Below are 16327 nucleotides of genomic sequence, written 5' to 3'. Positions count from 1 at the left end.
TGGAATCAAGCTAAGAGGCATTTGAGAAAATTTAATGGTATTCCTAGAGATCATTCTTACTTGTTTTTGAAGGAATGTGAGTGGAGATTTAACCACAGTGATTCTAAGGAACAGCTAAAGCTAATTAGACACTGGGTTAGAGAGAGTTTAAAGTAAACTTATCTAGGACAGCCCCTAATATAATTATTATCGATGCTTTATTTCTTTACTATATTTACTATATAAATACTAATCTACCTATTACTTTTTGAGTAGTGCTATTAATTTTCACCATGTGTTTTAAAAAAGTATATTGTTATTCTAATAACTCATTATTTAGCGTGGGGTATATAAACAATTATGGATACAAAAGAAAGAGTTTCTTTCGTTGAATTAATAACAATAATAGCACTAACTACGATTTTAATTACTATATCAGCTCCTATGTATGCAAATCATAGAGCAAGAAATAAACTTCTTTTAGAGTTAGAGAAGTTAAAGTCTATTTCCCAATATATATCAAATGAATCAGGAGTAATGAGTTATTCTTTTACTAGCCTTAAAGAGATTCCTAAAGATTTTCATATAAACTCTAATGGTGCTATAGCTATAAATACAGATGATATAGCTTCTGGCTCATCAATATCTTTAGTACCAACATTAACATCAGGTGCTATTGTTTGGAATTGTGTTATTAAGGGTTTAGATCAATTTCAAATACCCAAACCGTGCAAAGGAAGCTTAATATCTCAAAAAAGCCTAGTTAAGTCACTATATGATCCTACAAAAGATTTAGATAGTTTCACTATTATTCAGCATGGACAAGAATGTATAACAGTTAATTGTACTATATATAAATGCACAATTACTCAAATTAATGGTAGAAGATGGTTAGCTCAATACATAGATCAACTTAATCTTATTCAACTATATAAAGAAGATTCTAATTATTTAATAAATTTATATACAAATAATCTAACTATAGATCCATCTATTGTTGATTCAGAGTTATTGCAACAGTTTGTTGATGAATCGATAAGGTTATTTAATAGTTAAGTACGAGGTTGACATGAATAATAAAGGTTTTTCAGTAGTCGAGTTAATGGTGGTTATAGCTATAGTAGCAATTATAACTGCAATTGTCACACCTATGTATTCAAATTATACTATTCGCGCGAAGATAGGTTCTGAATTAGAAAAGTTAGGAGAAGCTAAGGCAAATGCATCTGAATATATTATAAATAATCTAATATTGGATTATACGGTTGAGGATTTAGGCGATTTACCAAGTGGCTCTAGTATTGAAGAAGGTGGAGCTATTGTTTTAAGTACAGAGCAAATAGTCTCAGGATCTTCAATATCCTTAGTTCCAACAATAAGTTCAGGATCAATAGTTTGGAGCTGTATCGGAATTGGTCTAACAAATTCTCAAGTTCCTAGTAGTTGTAGGGAAACTACTGATAATCAAGATTCTATGGATAATCAGGTTGAATTAGTAGAAAGTAATAAGTGGGGTAGTTATGATTGCCCGAATGGCTATACCTGTTATTCTTATGGAGAAGATCAAACTATAATCGATGGTAACTCACAGTTCCAGGCTAGATATTATCAAGGTGCGGGTAATGGTGACGGAGTATATGATTCTGAGACAGGTACATTTAGAGAAACATATCAAATGTATACACATCCTAATGGATTAATATATGCTAATGGGAAATATAATGGAGAAGATTTTAGTATAACATTTAACTCTATAGCTCAGCTTGAAAGTGCAAATATTGATAGTAGTATAAAAGATGAAGTACGTAACTCAATTGAATTAATGAATCAAGCGAATGGTTTTTGTAGTACAAATAGTAGCTTTTGGGCTTGTAGTTAATTTTAAGATTTATATTTTTAACTGTTCTAAATACCACTTATCAAGAGATATTACACAGTTACCATATTTAACTGACTTATAAGTCCCACCTTTATAAGTAGAGCTAATATCAGAGCATATTTTATCACGATATTCTTTAAAGCCTTTAATATCATGGTCTTGTATCTTATCTAACTTATTGTCATACTTTTGTATTTGTGATTTTAAACATTTATTTATTTGGTAAGTATTTCCATCACATAAATTATCTGCAAATATAAAGATAGGAGCGGTTATAAAAACGGTAAGTGATATTTTTTCATTACTATAAATTCCTAAATGTTTATATTTCTATAATATGGCTGTCTAATTCAATAAAATTATCTATTTTATTTCTCTCTGTGGTGGTAATGAAAACCTGAGATTTTAGCTTTTTTAGATAGTTAAATAATGTTTTGGTATGAGTAGCATCTAATTCTGAGGTTATATCATCGATTAGATAAATACATTTGTTTTCATTCTCAATATTATGTATCTCACCTTGGGCTAACTTAATAGCACAGATAAGAAGTTTCTGTTGGCCTCGTGAGAAGATGTCTTGTATAGGTTTGTTATTGACTGTCAGAACTATGTCTGCTTTATGAGGACCATGATTAGTAACCTTATATCTATTATCATAATCAAATGATTCTTCAAGTACTTGCGAGAGTTCTTTGTGCGAGTTCCAACCACGAGAGTATTCAATTTCTAGTTTTAAATCTGGATTAAATTGCGAAAGGATTTCATAGATCTTTGGCTTTAGCTTTGTAAAGTAATCTTGTCTTTTTGTATCTAATATATTGGCAAACTCACAAAGTTTTTTATCTATGCTAGTTATATAAGCATAAGGGTAGTTTTGTTTAAGTGCTGAGTTTCTTTGTTTAACTAGAAATTTAGTTTGTTGCCATATTCTTAAGAAAGTTTTATCAAGATAAAAAGCTCCCCAATCAAGTACCTTACAACGTTGTTGCGCGCCTGAGTTTATGATGTTAAAACTTTCAGGATTCATTAGTTGTATTGGTAAAGTTCGGGTGATTTCAGCGTGATTTTTTTGAATTTCGCTATTTAGTTTTGAAATGTTGTTACTATTTTTTCTACGTGATATAGAGATAGTTACCTCATCAGGATTATACGATTTTGTATAAATTATAAACTCATCAGCCTCGTGATTTATAATTCTATTTAGTTGAGAGCTACGGAATGATCTACTGTGCGATAAGAAATAAATTGCTTCAAGAATTGAGGTTTTACCAGAGCCATTTTTACCAACTATAAAATTTATATTGTCTTTAAAATCAAAACTTTTAAAAGGTATATTCCTAAAATTTTGCAGACGTAGATTGGATATATACATTTCAGATAAATTCTAAGCTGGTATTATAAATTTGTTGTTTTAGTATATCAGGATTTAGATCATAAATATTGCTTAAGAGTTCAAAAATCTTAGGTATATTTTTAGGAGTATTGATATTTTCATTACTGTTATAAAGTGGCATATCTGGTGAGTCTGTTTCTAAAACTATATCTTTAGAGTCAATTTTACTTAAAGTATCTTTGAGTTTTGTCTTTGGGTGTGAGAGTATGCCACCAACCCCAAGCTTAAAACCAAGGTCTATATATTTTTGAGCAATATCATAATTAGCATTAAATGCATGAATTATTCCACCATGCTTAAACTTTAGATCTTTCAGAGTTTTTAAAACCTCATTGTGCGATTTAACAGTATGGATAATGATCTTTTTATTGAGGTTATTTGCAATACTTGTTTGAGCTGAAAATAATTCTAATTGCTTATCAAAATTCTCAAATCTTTTATCAAGGCCAATCTCTCCAATTAGTTTTGTTGATGTTTTTTGTGTATATACTTCTAAATCATTTAAATCAGAGTCAGAGTGTTTATCTATAAAAATAGGGTGTAATCCAAAGCATATATGGATACTACTAAATTCTTTATTTAAAGATATTAGATTATTCCATGAAGCTCTTTGAGTCGCTGGATTTATGAAGTGTTTGATCTCTAAATCACCACACCTATTTATTAAATCTTTACGATTTATATCAAAAACTTCAAAATCTAAGTGGCAATGAGTATCAATAAACATATATGATTATTAGTTAAATTCTTTGGGTTATTAAGTTATAATATAGCTCAATATTTATAAGAATAATACTTTTGCTATCCTGAATTAGTTTTAGGATCTCAATATGGTTGCTTTAGCATCACATTTGAGGAAGTGTTAACGAGAAATAAACATTTATTTATAAGGTTTGTAAATGAGCAAAGTTACAAAAGATTTTTTATTTGAACTAGGTACAGAAGAGCTACCTCCAAAAGCACTTAAAAAGTTGTCTCAATCATTACTAGCAAGTGTTGAAAACCAGCTTAAAGAAGCAAAAATAGATTTTGCTGCAACAAAGTGGTTTGCATCACCGAGAAGACTATCTTTTATAATTAAAGATTTAGCATCATCTCAAGATGACATAGTAGTTGAAAAGCAGGGACCTTTGGTAAGCATTGCATATAAAGATGGCGAGCCAACTAAAGTTGGTTTAGGATTTGCTAAATCTTGTGGTGTAGAGTTAGATCAGTTGGATACTATAGAAACTCCAAAAGGAGACAAGCTATTTTATAAAACAACTCAAACGGGTCAAACTACAGTAAAATTACTTCAAGATATTATTACAAAAGCTCTAAAACAATTGCCAATTCCAAAAATGATGCGTTGGGGTGACTCACCCGTTGAGTTCGTAAGACCTGTACATTGGGTTTTAGCTCTATATGGTAAAGATGTTGTTGATATGCAAATGCTAGGACATAATGCATCTAATATAACTTATGGACATAGATTCCATCATCCAGAAGCTATAACTGTTCAGAATATAGCTGATTATGCTGAGTTATTAGCTAATGCTATGGTGTTGGTAGATTGGGAACAACGCAAGCAAAAGCTAGTTGAACAGGCAAAAGCTATCGCTAAACAAAATAATTACCAAGTTGTCTTAGATGAAGATTTAGTTGAAGAAGTTTGCGCTATTATTGAATATCCAAATGCGATGCTATGTAGCTTTAATGAAGATTTTTTGAGAGTTCCTCAAGAGGCTTTAATATCTTCAATGGAAGAGCATCAAAAATGTTTTGCTCTTTTAGATAATAATGATAACTTGGTTGCACACTTTATCACAATTTCAAATATCCAAAGTAAAAAACCAGAACTAGTAACAACTGGTAACCAAAAGGTTATGAATGCTAGATTAGCAGATGCTGCTTTTTTCTATGATACCGATTTAAAGCATTCACTAGATAGTCTATTGCCAAAGTTAGAGAATGTAACATTCCAAAATAAACTTGGTAATATGTATCAAAAAGCTCAAAGAATAGCTGATATATCACAAAACTTAGCCGAGCTAAGTAACATTGATACACAACAAGCTTATAGAGCTGGCTTACTAGCTAAAGCAGATTTAATATCTGATATGGTTTTTGAGTTTACTGACCTTCAAGGGATAATTGGTAAATATTATGCAAAAGCACATGGCGAGTCTGAAGTTGTAGCAGATGCTATAGAGCAACAATATTGGCCTAAATATTCAGGAGCAGAACTTCCTAAAACTGATGTGGCAGCATGTGTTGCTTTAGCTGAGAAATTAGATACTTTAGTTGGTATATTTGGTATTGGACAAAAGCCAACTGGTAATAAAGATCCATTTGCCCTAAGAAGGTCAGCGATTGGGATATTGCGTATACTAAGAGATACAAATATTGATATTTCTTTAGAAAAGGTTATTGATGTTGCTATAGCAAGCTATGAAAAAGTTAATAATTTAGAGCTTAAAGATGATGTTAAAACTGAAATTGTAGCTTTCTGTATAGATAGGTTAAAAAACTTATACAAAGATGAAAGTATCTCTGTAAATACTTTTGAGGCTATTAATAATACTGATTATGATTCGATAAAAGATTTTGCTGCTAGAGTAAAAGCTGTAAACAGCTTTAATAACCTAGATAAAGCACAAAGTCTTATAGCATCTAACAAACGTGTGGCTAATATTTTAGCTAAAAATGCTAAAGAAAAAGCAGATGCTTATGATATAGAGTTAGCCAAATCTACAGCAAATGAATATGAGCTAGCATTAGCTTATAGTATAGAGGAAGTCACACCTGATCTTGAAAAATATATAAAAAATAGAGAATATAACTATGCTTTAGAACTACTAAGTAGTTTAGATAAGGTAGTTAGTGAATTTTTTGATAATGTTATGGTTATGGATGAGGATATCAAAGTTAGACAAAATAGAATCACGCTGCTTGCTAATCTTCATAAACTTTTTGCAGATGTTGCAGATATATCGAAACTCTAAACTTTAAATAAAATATTTATTTTATAACTTTCTTGTTCTATTATTGTTTTATTACTATGTTTAGTGATGTATTAATATGTCAAATCAAAAAAATGTCTTAGGAACTGATTTAAAACCATGTTGTTTAGCTCCAATAACAGGGTTTTATCGTGATGGTTTTTGCCGTACTGATAAGCATGATACTGCTCGTCATGTTGTATGTGCGATAATGACCAAAGAGTTTCTAGAGTATACAGCATCTCGAGGTAATGATTTATCAACACCAAATTTATTATTTGATTTTCCAGGTCTTAAACCTGGAGACAAATGGTGCTTATGCGCTTTGCGATGGTTAGAAGCCTATGAGAATAATTGTGCTCCTGAGGTTATCCTTGAGGCAACTCATGAATCAGCACTTGAGATAATCAAAAAAGAATATCTATTAGAAAAAGCTTATGTAAATATCATTGCATAAGCTAAGAGTTTCTTTGATTTAACTTATAAACACCAAAGAATAAGATAATTGTTAATATACAAAAACCTAACTGAGCATATGGTGCTGCAATTATAAGATCTCTACCATGATAAAAACTTACGATATAGCTACCACTAGCTGCGATCATATTTTTAGTGAAGTTTACTATTGAATTAGCAGTTCCAAAACTATGATCTATCTGATCTATAGTAAATGAGTATATTAATGTTGAAGCAAAAGAGACTCCTGAGCATAGAGCTAGCATGGTTAGTGTGTATATCAGAGCGTTATCTAAGTTGAGACTGTTAAAAATTATTAAAATAATACAACTTAGAGTGATTAGACCAATACTATAATATAAGAATCTTAACTGCTGTATGTGCACAGAATTCTTCTTGATAATCATATTTGCAAAAATAGAACCAACACAGCATACGCCATAGTAAAAGCAGTACCAAAAAGATCCTGTAGCATAGCTTCCAAGATATATTAAAGCAGATGATGATATGTATATAAATAGTGCTGCAAAGATAGTTCCACTCGCAAATGTAGCTAACATAAATCTAATGTTCATTAAGTGTTGGAAATAACCAGGGATTAGTTTTATCAGGCTACTTTTTCTATCTTTAGGATCTAGTGTTTCCTCAATTATACAGGCACATATAAGCATAACTACACCATAGAATGTAAGAAAATGAAAAGTACTTTGCCAGGTGTGAGTTAAGTTTGTAAGTATAGTTCCAATAATTGGTGCTACTATAGGTGCTACAAGTAATATCATAATAATTGTAGCAACAAGATTAGTAAGCTGAGCTCCTTTATAACAGTCTCTAGCTATTGAAAACGCAACTACAGCTCCAACAGAATCTGCTAACCCTTGGATTAATCTCATAGTTTCAAGCATCTGAAAATTATGGCTATATGAGCATGAAATAGTACTGATTATATAGATGATACTGCCTATGATAATGACATTTTTACGCCCATATTTATCTGATATGGCACCCCAAAATAGCATACCAAAAGAGAAGCCTACAAAATAGGTAGCAAATGTTGTCAGAACAGTGCTGTTACTGACCCCAAAATCATTAGCAATTAAGGGAATAGCAGGAGCATACGTATTTACAGCTAAAGGAGGTAGAGCTGCAAATAGAGCAAGTACTATTGGGAATAGTTTAGAATTTCTAGTTATATAAGTCATTGAGAAAAAGCAGAATATTTTACTATATTATTTAATGATATCTAGTATATACTCTTTTAATTTTTTACCAACTACTTTGTGTCTCCAGCCATTTAATAATTTACCTTTAGAATAACTATTATCAACACCTAGATTATATGCCAAAGACTTTATATCTTTTCGCGATCCAATCAAGCTACTATCAAAACCAAAATCTTTAGTTTGAGCATCAAAGTAAGCAATTATTTTATCATTGATCTCAGAAGATATCTTACTACTTATTTGTCTTTTCTCAATCAGGCTCTCTTGCACATTATGAGCTAATTTAAGAACATCAATTATTGATTTTTTTAACCAAGGTTTGAGTTTCTTTAGCTCTTGATGCTTAAAATCATCGATAGATTTTGGCTTCATATGAGCTATTAGATATAAGATTTTATTGTTAAACATAAATCTCACAGGAATATTTTTCTCTTGAGCAACTTGCTCGCGCCATTGTGCTATTGCTATGGCATTTCTTTGAACTTCTTCATCAAACTTTTGGATATTACCTATTTTTGTATGAATAATCTCAACTGAGTTAAAATCTGTCTTTTGAATATCTATAAGTTCTTGTTTATAGAAATCTTTATAGTCACTGTTATCAAGCTTTGTATTAAGATCATCACGTATTTCTATAAGATGTTCAACATCTTTAATAGCATAGTTTATTTGCTTTTCAGATAATGGTCTTTTTCTCCAGTCAGAAAACTGAGACTCTTTTTCCATGTCAATATCGAGGATCTCTTTCATAAGAGATTTTAAGGATAGTTGAGTTTGAAAGCCAAGAAATGTTGCTGCAAGCTGAGTATCAAAGATATTATTAACTTCACAATTGAAAAATCTTTTGATTATAGGAATATCATTTGTTGCAGAGTGAATAATCTTTTCGATATTTTGATTCTCAAAAATCTTCTTAAGAGGTGAGAAATCTAGATCTACAAGTGTATCTATCAAAAAGACTTCATTTTTAGTAGCTATTTGGATTAGACAAAGTTCTGGATAGTATGTGCGCATCCAGTAAAACTCTGTATCTACAGCTATTTTATTTGTATTTTCTAAAGTAATTATTAAATTATTTAATTGTTTATTTGTATTTATTATCATTTTTATAATTTATTAAGAGGTTTTTTCCATGCTGTTGTAGCAATTTGTTTCGCATTTTGTATGATTAGGTTGCCATGAGCTAGGATAATCTTATCAAAATCCCATTCTAATATTGTTTGTAAAGATTGGGCAGCCAACTTCTTATCCTTCCATCCAAGCTGGTATTCTGGTGCTGGTTTTGCTTTGTTCCACATTCTAAAAATTAGCCACCATATTTTAATACCAAAACCTATATTTTGCGTTTTATTTCCAATGTTTTCTATGATATCAACAACAATCAAAGTTTTTGTCTCTTTATGCAGCAATACTACTTCATTCATAACTTTAGAGCCAAGGATAGGTTGTTGCTGAAATTCATTTAGTAAAGCTTTTTCTGTAAGAATACCATCATATTTTAGATTAGGTTGTTTTTTTTCAATACCTTCACAGATATAAGTTTTAGCATTTGGAAAAGCTTCTTGAGCTGAGCTAATATAAAGATGATGGAAATTACCTGGAGCAAATATATAACTTACTTCACCAAGTTTAAGAATTTCTTGTTTAAGCTTTTCATCAATTTTACACGGTGAATGGATAAGAATTGAATTATCATCTAATTTAACTAATGTTGTGCGAGAGCTAAATTTAACACCTGAATATTTTATAGGATACTCAATAATCCATATTTTATTTTCTATAAAAGAAATTATTTCGTACATGTAGTTTATTTTGTGTTACATGGAGTAAATTAAATTGCATATATGGTAACATTTTCACATACATATTAGTTAATAAAAATTAGATGATTTCTGATAATTCTAAAGATTTTGATTTGAAAAGCTTTTTGGCTAACCTAACTACCCATTCAGGTGTTTATCGTATGATTGATAAAGATGGTGAGATAATTTACGTAGGTAAAGCAAAGAATCTTAAAAATCGTGTTAATAGTTATTTTTCAAAAGGTGCTAAAGATAGCAAAACTTTAATGATGGCAGCTCAAGTCGTTAGGATTGAGATAACCATTACTCCAAGTGATTATGAGGCATATTTATTAGAGAATAATTTAATTAAGCAACATAGGCCTAAGTATAATATCCTTTTTAAAGATGATAAAAGCTATCCATATCTAGTAATTTCACATGACAAGTTTCCTAGAGTTTCTTTTTATCGTGGTAAATCAGCATATAAAAAAGGTCAGTGTTTTGGTCCATATGTTTCAATATCTTCAGTAAAGAGTACTTTAAATATTATCCAAAAGATATTTCCTATTCGACAATGTGAAAATTCATATTATAAATCTAGAGTCAGACCATGCTTGCAATATCAGATTAAGAGATGCTTAGCTCCTTGTGTGGGGTTGGTTTCTCAAGAACAATATAATGAGCAATTAGTAATATTAAAGAAGTTTTTGGCGGGTAAGTTTAGTAGTGTTTTAGAAGAAGTATCTGAGAAAATGTATCAAGCTTCGGAAAATATTGAGTATGAAAAAGCTCAGATATATCGTGATCAGCTAGTAGTACTGCGTAAGTTACAGCAACAGCAAATAGTTGATATACAAGCAGATAAAACTTTTGATGTGATTGGTATTTATATACAAGATAACTATGCAAGTATTGCTTTATTACAGATTCAAAATGGTGATGTTGTTGCAGATAGACATTGGAGTATTGATGCGAAAGGTCAGGATAAAACCTCAATAATGCATGCATTCTTATCACATTTTTATTTAGGTGATGAAATTCGTAATATTTGGCCTAAAAATATAATTTTATCAAAGGTTGATTTTAGTGAGATACAAGATCTTATGACAAGTATTTCTCAGAAAATAGGTCAATCAATAAACTGGATATTAGCACCAGCCGCGGATAATCTCAAATGGTTAAAGCTAGCAGAGGTAAATGCTCGCCAAAAGCTAAATATATACACAAGCTCAAAGTCACAATATCAAAAACGCTTAGATTCGCTAAAAGAGTTTCTTGAACTTGATCAAGATATTAAACGTATTGAGTGTTTTGATATTTCACATTTTCAAGGTGAGGCAACTATTGCTTCATGTGTTGTTTATACAGATGAGGGCGAGGATCGTAAATCTCATCGTAGGTATAATATCAAAGATGTCAAAGCAGGAGATGATTATGCTGCCATTCATCAAGCTGTTTCACGACGAGTAAGTTCAGGATTAGAAGCTGATAATCTTCCAGATGTAATGATAATAGATGGCGGTAAAGGGCAGATCCATCAGGCTGAGGCAGTATTTAGAGAATTTAGGATTCAAGATAAAGTTCAGCTTGTCAGTCTTGGTAAGGGTGTTGAGCGAATTAGTGGTAAAGAAAAAATTTACAAAGGTTTTGATGATATTGAATATACATTAGATGAACATAATCCAGGGTTCTTACTTTTACGTCAAGTTAGAGACTCTGCACATGATCATGCTATTAAAGGTCAAAGAAAGAAAGTTAGCTCAAATAGGCAATCATCAATTATTGAAGAAATCGAAGGAGTTGGACCTAAGCGTCGTAAAGCATTAATAATGTATTTCGGAGGTTGGCAAGAACTAAGTAGAGCATCAGTAGATGAAATTTCTAAGGTAAAAGGAATTAGTAAAAAACTAGCTCAAGAGATTTGGGAATGTTTTCATTAAAGTTTAGGATGTATTATATAACTAATCTGAGATAAATATGTCATTCTCCGACTTGATCGTAGAATCTAATTATAAAACTCATAATGATGAGTAGGTTCTGTGATTACACTTCAATTTCGCTAAGTGATCGGATAGGGTGATAACTGTCGTTTTAAAAGAGACTATATATGAATAAATTATTTTGTGTTAAAGTTAGTCGTTAATTTGCGTATAGGAGGTCAATAGAATGTCTAACATAAGAAACCTAGCTTTATTTTTTATAATAGGAATAGCGCTTATAGTTTTTTTCTATTTTTTTGTTGATAGACAGATAGTATGGTTTTTACATGATCATCATTCTAGAAGTTACAAAATATTAGAAATTCTTGCCAATGATATAGTCTTTTATCTCAGAGAATTAATTCCTATATTTTATATTTATTTCTTTATTAAACTTGTAATAAAAAAGACTAATAATTTAGATTACAAAGTTTTACTTATAGCAAATGCTGTAGTTATAGGACAAATTTTAAAAGATTTTTTGAAGGGAATATTTGGTAGATATTGGACAGCTACTTTTATCAATAATAATCCTTCACTAATTAGAGATCATGTTTATGGTTTTAATTGGTTTCATTCAGGTAGTGCGTATGGTTCATTTCCATCTGGACATGCAACTTTTATACTTTCATTCTCAGTAACTGCATGGATATTATTTCCTAAGTTACGTTGGCTTTGGGCTTTACTAGCAGCTTTAGTCGTGGCTAGTCAGCTATTGATGTATTTTCACTTTGCTAGTGATTTGATTGCTGGATCAATGCTTGGTACGTTGGTTGGTTATTATACAGCTAGTTTTTATAATAAAAGATCATCAACTTAATTTAGTAGAATGATAGCATTTAACAAAAACTATAGTTATAAAATGCTGATATGTTAAAATTATCACAAATATTTAATATTTGAATTTTAAAACTACTAATAATATGGAAAATAAACAAAGAAAAGCAATATCACTAATATCTGGTGGTCTTGATTCAATGCTTGCGACAAAACTTATGTTAGAGCAAGGTATACATGTTGAAGGTATAAATTTTTTTACGGGCTTTTGTGTTGAAGGACATACTCATGCGATCCGTAAACATGATAAAGAAAAACAAAAAAGAAATAATGCACTATGGGTTGCTGAGCAGCTTGGTATAAAGCTACATATCATAGATGTAATAGAAGAATACAAAGATGTACTTCTAAACCCTAAATATGGCTATGGTGCAAATATGAATCCATGCCTTGATTGTAAAATATTTATGGTACGTAAAGCAAAAGAGTGGGCTATAGAGAATGGTTTTGACTTTATCATAACAGGTGAAGTTATTGGTCAAAGACCAATGTCCCAGCGTAGAAGTACCATGCCTGTTGTACAAAAACAATCAGGTATTGATGATCTTCTACTTAGACCTCTGAGTGCAAAAAACTTACCAGAGACTAAGCCCGAAAGAGAAGGTTGGGTTGATAGATCTAAGCTAATGGGAATCACAGGTCGTGGCAGAAAAGAGCAGATGAAAATGGCTCGTGATTGGGGTATTGAAGATTATGCATCTCCTGCTGGGGGCTGTTGTTTTCTTACAGATAAACAATACTCTGATAAGTTAGTTGATCTATGGCAAGCACGAAACTCAAAAGAGTATGAGTTTGATGATATTATGCTTTTAAAGGTTGGTAGACACCTTCGTTTCAAACCTGAATATAAATTAATAATTGGCCGCGAAGAAGGCGAGAATAATTATTTAAATGGTTATAAAAACCAATTTGCTTATGTATATTGCTCATCTCATGGAGGTCCTTTGATCCTTATAGATGGAGATTTTGATAAAGCTGATGAGGAATTTACAGCTAGTGTCTTAGGTAGATTTACTCAAGGTAAAAATGCTGAAACAGTGACTATGGTGTTTAACTATACAGATGGAACAAGTAAAGAAATCGTTGTAAAACCTATGCTAGCAGAAGAGATCAAACAGGAGTGGTATATATAATGAAAGAATTAAGTCTTGAAAGATTATTATGCCCTATGCCTGTGATTAAGACACAAAATGCTTTAAGAAGTATGCAATCAGGTGAACAGTTGAAAGTAATATGTACAGATCCTGGGACTATGCATGATATACCAGCATGGTGTAAAGTTAATGATTATATACTTGTCAAAGCAGAGCAAGTAGAAGATAAATATGAATTTGTAATCGAGGTGAAATAGTGGATCATTCAGTTTTAAATGTATTGGTATGTGCAGCTTGTAGATCAAGCTTACATTATGATAAAGAGAATAAGTTATTAATTTGTAAGGCAGATAAGCTAGCATATCCAATTAAAGAAAATATTCCAGTAATGTTAGTTGAAGAAGCAAAGAAATTAACTTTGGAAGAGGTTAAAAAATATGACTAATATTCACGTTGTAATTCCAGCACGACTTAAATCAACACGTTTGCCTGGTAAGATGCTTGCTGATATTGCAGGTAAGCCTATGATTCAAAGAGTATATGAGCAGGTCTCTAAGTCGAAATTTAAAAGCATAATTATTGCTACAGATTCTCAGGAGATTAAGGATGTTGCAGAAGGTTTTGGTGCAAAAGTAATCTTAACAAGAGATGATCATGAGTCTGGTACAGATAGAATTGCTGAAGCTGTTACTAGTTTGGGATTTGATGATGAAGATGTTGTAGTTAATGTCCAAGGTGATGAGCCTTTAATACCAGTAGAGAATATTGAGCAAGCTGCGCAGTTATTAATAGATAAGCCTGAAGCTGTAGTATCTACTCTTTGTGAGAGAATCTTAGCTGCAGAAGATATCTATAATCTTAATAACGTTAAGGTAGTTTTTGATAAGAATAATTATGCATTGTACTTTAGTAGAGCTTCAATTCCTTTTGAAAGAGGGCATTCTGAGAATCTACAAGTTAATGTTTCGGAATTTTTTAGACATATTGGTATTTATACGTATAGGGTTGGCTTCCTAAAACATTATGCAGAACTGACTGTATCACCTATAGAAAAATATGAAGCACTTGAACAGCTTAGAGTTTTATATAATGGCTATAAGATAGCTGTTGCTCAAGCACTTAAGCCAACTCCTGCAGGTGTTGATACTCAGCAAGATTTAGATAAAATAAGGGGGCTTTTCAATGTTTAAGCTAGATTCTCGTTTAGAGGCTGATACTTTTGAAGTTTGTGAATATTTGGACTGTAAAATCTTAGTAATGAATAACTCTACGGTACCATGGTTTATAGTAGTGCCTTTTACAGAGAGAACGGAGTGGTATCAACTTGATGATTCTCAGCAATATAATATTAATGAGGTTATTAATAAACTCTCAGAGTTTCTTATTGAGGAATATAAAGCAGATAAGCTAAATGTAGCAACTTTAGGCAATGTAGTTAGTCAAATGCATTTACATGTAGTAGGTCGTTATGAAAATGATCCAGCTTGGCCAGCTCCAGTGTGGGGGAATATTGAATCTAAGCCTTATACAGAACTAGAGAAAAATAGTTTAATAGCGAGCGTTAAAAAAATATTTTAGATTTTATGTGTTCCTTGACAAGCTTTTGAGATATAAAAGTTTGGTCTTATATTAAATTTTGAATAGTAGTTACTTTCTAAGTAGTCACTATATTGTTTAACAATTTTGCTTGGTAAAAGATGTATTGTTGAACCACCAAAACCACCTCCAGTCATTCTAGCACCATAAACATTAGTAAAATCTTTTGATAAGTCAACTAGATAGTTTAGCTCGTCGCAACTAACTTTATAGTCATTTTTTAATGAATTATGCGATTGATACATTAGTTTACCTAGATTCTGCCAGTCTTGGTTTTGCATAGCTTTAGTCGCGTCAATTACTCTTTGATTTTCTGTAAACACATGTAGTGCTAATTTATAATCTTCTTCAGAGAAATTAGCTTTAGTATGTTCAAGTATTTGATTATCTAGTTCTCTTAGTGATTTTATATTGTTAAATTTTGCAATATTTTCACAAACCTGTCTGCGTTTATTATAGGCAGAATCAGCTAAATTATGCTTAATATTTGTATCTGCAATCAAAACAGATAACTCATCAAGCTCAAAAGGAATATTATTATGTTTGTCACTATCACAATCAATCATTGTAGCAGAATTCTCTTGTGAAAATATGCAAGCCATCTGATCCATAAGACCGCATTTAGTACCTATATAGTAGTGTTCAACTTTTTGAGCAATTTTTGCAAGGTCTAGTTTGGAGATGTTTAATTTATAAATTTCATTATAAGCATAAGATATTGCTGTATTTAGTGAAGCTGATGAAGATAATCCAGCACCGAAAGGTAAATCACTAAAGATATAAATATTAGCGCCTTTAATATTTGCTGAGAATTCTTCTTTGATAATATTTATAGTGCCTTTTATATAGTTTTGCCAAGTGTTAGATATCTCTTGTTTAGTCTTTGTTAGATCAAATGATGTTGAATCATCTAAGTTTTCACTATATACATTGACTATATAATCTTTTCTTTTTGCAATTGCGATAAATGTACCTTTATTTATAGCAAATGGCATTACAAAACCATTATTATAGTCAGTATGTTCACCAATTAAATTAACTCTACCAGGAGAGAAGAACATCTCTGGGGTAGTACTATACAAAGATTTAAAACGATTAACTAAATTATCTTTAATACAATTCATGA

At 31.1% G+C, this 16327-nt stretch carries 18 protein-coding genes and 1 pseudogene; 12 read left to right on the top strand and 7 right to left on the bottom strand.

Annotation, left to right across the window (positions count from 1 at the left end):
• The 3 genes and pseudogenes from F3D62_RS11270 to F3D62_RS11260 all read left to right on the top strand — a co-directional run.
• Positions 1-156 (top strand): annotated as a pseudogene (locus tag F3D62_RS11270) (IS1595 family transposase); the annotation flags it as partial.
• Between the two features lie 183 nt (positions 157-339).
• On the top strand, positions 340-1035 hold the full coding sequence (locus tag F3D62_RS11265; protein WP_150468348.1) for a pilin: 696 nt from the start codon (positions 340-342) through the stop codon (positions 1033-1035).
• A 13-nt stretch (positions 1036-1048) separates the two neighbouring features.
• Positions 1049-1858, top strand: coding sequence for a prepilin-type N-terminal cleavage/methylation domain-containing protein (locus F3D62_RS11260; RefSeq protein WP_150468347.1), 810 nt, complete (start codon positions 1049-1051; stop codon positions 1856-1858).
• Between the two features lie 9 nt (positions 1859-1867).
• On the opposite strand, the gene F3D62_RS12985 is transcribed toward F3D62_RS11260, so the two are convergent.
• The 3 genes from F3D62_RS12985 to F3D62_RS11245 are packed head-to-tail and all read right to left on the bottom strand — an operon-like array spanning position 1868 to position 3978.
• Positions 1868-2152, bottom strand: a complete 285-nt coding sequence (locus F3D62_RS12985; RefSeq protein ID WP_150468353.1) for a DUF1311 domain-containing protein — start codon at positions 2150-2152, stop codon at positions 1868-1870.
• A 28-nt stretch (positions 2153-2180) separates the two neighbouring features.
• A complete protein-coding gene (recF, locus tag F3D62_RS11250; RefSeq protein ID WP_150468346.1) occupies positions 2181-3230 on the bottom strand; it encodes a DNA replication/repair protein RecF in 1050 nt (349 codons plus the stop codon).
• Position 3231: 1 nt separating this feature from the next.
• Positions 3232-3978, bottom strand: coding sequence for a TatD family hydrolase (locus F3D62_RS11245; protein WP_150468345.1), 747 nt, complete (start codon positions 3976-3978; stop codon positions 3232-3234).
• 172 nt (positions 3979-4150) lie between these two features.
• Here F3D62_RS11245 and glyS point away from each other — a divergent pair, with 172 nt between their 5' ends.
• Both glyS and F3D62_RS11235 read left to right on the top strand, forming a co-directional pair.
• On the top strand, positions 4151-6235 hold the full coding sequence (gene glyS / locus F3D62_RS11240; RefSeq protein ID WP_150468344.1) for a glycine--tRNA ligase subunit beta: 2085 nt from the start codon (positions 4151-4153) through the stop codon (positions 6233-6235).
• A gap of 76 nt (positions 6236-6311) precedes the next feature.
• Positions 6312-6689, top strand: coding sequence for a DUF2237 family protein (locus tag F3D62_RS11235; protein ID WP_150468343.1), 378 nt, complete (start codon positions 6312-6314; stop codon positions 6687-6689).
• 1 nt (position 6690) lies between these two features.
• Here F3D62_RS11235 and F3D62_RS11230 read toward each other — a convergent pair whose 3' ends face one another.
• From F3D62_RS11230 to F3D62_RS11220, 3 genes are read right to left on the bottom strand one after another with little or no spacing between them, the layout of a single operon-like run.
• Positions 6691-7890 carry a multidrug effflux MFS transporter gene (locus F3D62_RS11230; protein ID WP_150468342.1) on the bottom strand — a complete coding sequence of 400 codons (1200 nt, stop codon included), beginning with the start codon at positions 7888-7890 and terminating at the stop codon, positions 6691-6693.
• A gap of 27 nt (positions 7891-7917) precedes the next feature.
• Positions 7918-9015 carry a ribonuclease D gene (locus F3D62_RS11225; RefSeq protein ID WP_150468341.1) on the bottom strand — a complete coding sequence of 366 codons (1098 nt, stop codon included), beginning with the start codon at positions 9013-9015 and terminating at the stop codon, positions 7918-7920.
• A 2-nt stretch (positions 9016-9017) separates the two neighbouring features.
• Positions 9018-9713: a DUF4336 domain-containing protein gene (locus F3D62_RS11220; protein ID WP_150468340.1), complete on the bottom strand. Its 696-nt coding sequence runs from the start codon at positions 9711-9713 to the stop codon at positions 9018-9020.
• Between the two features lie 83 nt (positions 9714-9796).
• Here F3D62_RS11220 and uvrC point away from each other — a divergent pair, with 83 nt between their 5' ends.
• The 7 genes from uvrC (at position 9797) to F3D62_RS11185 (ending at position 15183) form a co-directional block, all read left to right on the top strand.
• Positions 9797-11635: an excinuclease ABC subunit UvrC gene (uvrC, locus tag F3D62_RS11215; protein ID WP_150468339.1), complete on the top strand. Its 1839-nt coding sequence runs from the start codon at positions 9797-9799 to the stop codon at positions 11633-11635.
• Positions 11636-11861: 226 nt separating this feature from the next.
• Positions 11862-12494: a phosphatase PAP2 family protein gene (locus F3D62_RS11210; RefSeq protein WP_150468338.1), complete on the top strand. Its 633-nt coding sequence runs from the start codon at positions 11862-11864 to the stop codon at positions 12492-12494.
• A 103-nt stretch (positions 12495-12597) separates the two neighbouring features.
• Entirely contained in the window at positions 12598-13644 is a 1047-nt protein-coding gene (locus F3D62_RS11205; RefSeq protein ID WP_150468337.1) for a tRNA (5-methylaminomethyl-2-thiouridylate)-methyltransferase, read from the top strand.
• Complete coding sequence (locus tag F3D62_RS11200) at positions 13644-13862, top strand: sulfurtransferase TusA family protein (protein ID WP_150468336.1); 219 nt, start codon at positions 13644-13646, stop codon at positions 13860-13862. Before F3D62_RS11205 ends, F3D62_RS11200 begins: the two co-directional genes overlap by 1 nt.
• Positions 13862-14050 carry a Trm112 family protein gene (locus tag F3D62_RS11195; RefSeq protein ID WP_150468335.1) on the top strand — a complete coding sequence of 63 codons (189 nt, stop codon included), beginning with the start codon at positions 13862-13864 and terminating at the stop codon, positions 14048-14050. Before F3D62_RS11200 ends, F3D62_RS11195 begins: the two co-directional genes overlap by 1 nt.
• Positions 14043-14795 (top strand): 3-deoxy-manno-octulosonate cytidylyltransferase, encoded by a 753-nt coding sequence (kdsB, locus tag F3D62_RS11190; RefSeq protein WP_150468334.1) that lies wholly within the window; start codon positions 14043-14045, stop codon positions 14793-14795. Before F3D62_RS11195 ends, kdsB begins: the two co-directional genes overlap by 8 nt.
• Positions 14788-15183 (top strand): HIT domain-containing protein, encoded by a 396-nt coding sequence (locus F3D62_RS11185; RefSeq protein ID WP_150468333.1) that lies wholly within the window; start codon positions 14788-14790, stop codon positions 15181-15183. The genes kdsB and F3D62_RS11185 overlap by 8 nt, the downstream gene beginning before the upstream one ends.
• On the opposite strand, the gene galK is transcribed toward F3D62_RS11185, so the two are convergent.
• Positions 15180-16325 (bottom strand): galactokinase, encoded by a 1146-nt coding sequence (gene galK, locus F3D62_RS11180; RefSeq protein ID WP_150468332.1) that lies wholly within the window; start codon positions 16323-16325, stop codon positions 15180-15182. The two genes, F3D62_RS11185 and galK, sit on opposite strands and share 4 nt — an antisense overlap.
• Between the last annotated feature and the right edge of the window lie 2 nt (positions 16326-16327).

Origin of the sequence: Francisella sp. SYW-9 (genome assembly GCF_008711465.1) — a bacterium.
In the GTDB taxonomy this organism is placed as follows: Bacteria; Pseudomonadota; Gammaproteobacteria; order Francisellales; family Francisellaceae; genus Francisella.
The sequence above is the reverse complement of the archived record's forward strand: the minus strand, read 5'-3'. Positions and strand labels throughout refer to the sequence as shown.

Bases quoted from the DNA above. Each gene is read 5' to 3' on its own strand.
- glyS (WP_150468344.1), top strand. From the start codon at position 4,151: ATGAGCAAAGTTACAAAAGATTTTTTATTTGAACTAGGTACAGAAGAG.
- F3D62_RS11200 (WP_150468336.1), top strand. From the start codon at position 13,644: ATGAAAGAATTAAGTCTTGAAAGATTATTATGCCCTATGCCTGTGATT.
- F3D62_RS11225 (WP_150468341.1), bottom strand. From the start codon at position 9,015: ATGATAATAAATACAAATAAACAATTAAATAATTTAATAATTACTTTA.
- galK (WP_150468332.1), bottom strand. From the start codon at position 16,325: ATGAATTGTATTAAAGATAATTTAGTTAATCGTTTTAAATCTTTGTAT.
- F3D62_RS11230 (WP_150468342.1), bottom strand. From the start codon at position 7,890: ATGACTTATATAACTAGAAATTCTAAACTATTCCCAATAGTACTTGCT.
- F3D62_RS11245 (WP_150468345.1), bottom strand. From the start codon at position 3,978: ATGTTTATTGATACTCATTGCCACTTAGATTTTGAAGTTTTTGATATA.
- F3D62_RS11185 (WP_150468333.1), top strand. From the start codon at position 14,788: ATGTTTAAGCTAGATTCTCGTTTAGAGGCTGATACTTTTGAAGTTTGT.
- recF (WP_150468346.1), bottom strand. From the start codon at position 3,230: ATGTATATATCCAATCTACGTCTGCAAAATTTTAGGAATATACCTTTT.
- F3D62_RS11235 (WP_150468343.1), top strand. From the start codon at position 6,312: ATGTCAAATCAAAAAAATGTCTTAGGAACTGATTTAAAACCATGTTGT.
- F3D62_RS11265 (WP_150468348.1), top strand. From the start codon at position 340: ATGGATACAAAAGAAAGAGTTTCTTTCGTTGAATTAATAACAATAATA.
- F3D62_RS11210 (WP_150468338.1), top strand. From the start codon at position 11,862: ATGTCTAACATAAGAAACCTAGCTTTATTTTTTATAATAGGAATAGCG.
- F3D62_RS11220 (WP_150468340.1), bottom strand. From the start codon at position 9,713: ATGTACGAAATAATTTCTTTTATAGAAAATAAAATATGGATTATTGAG.
- F3D62_RS11260 (WP_150468347.1), top strand. From the start codon at position 1,049: ATGAATAATAAAGGTTTTTCAGTAGTCGAGTTAATGGTGGTTATAGCT.
- F3D62_RS11205 (WP_150468337.1), top strand. From the start codon at position 12,598: ATGGAAAATAAACAAAGAAAAGCAATATCACTAATATCTGGTGGTCTT.
- kdsB (WP_150468334.1), top strand. From the start codon at position 14,043: ATGACTAATATTCACGTTGTAATTCCAGCACGACTTAAATCAACACGT.
- uvrC (WP_150468339.1), top strand. From the start codon at position 9,797: ATGATTTCTGATAATTCTAAAGATTTTGATTTGAAAAGCTTTTTGGCT.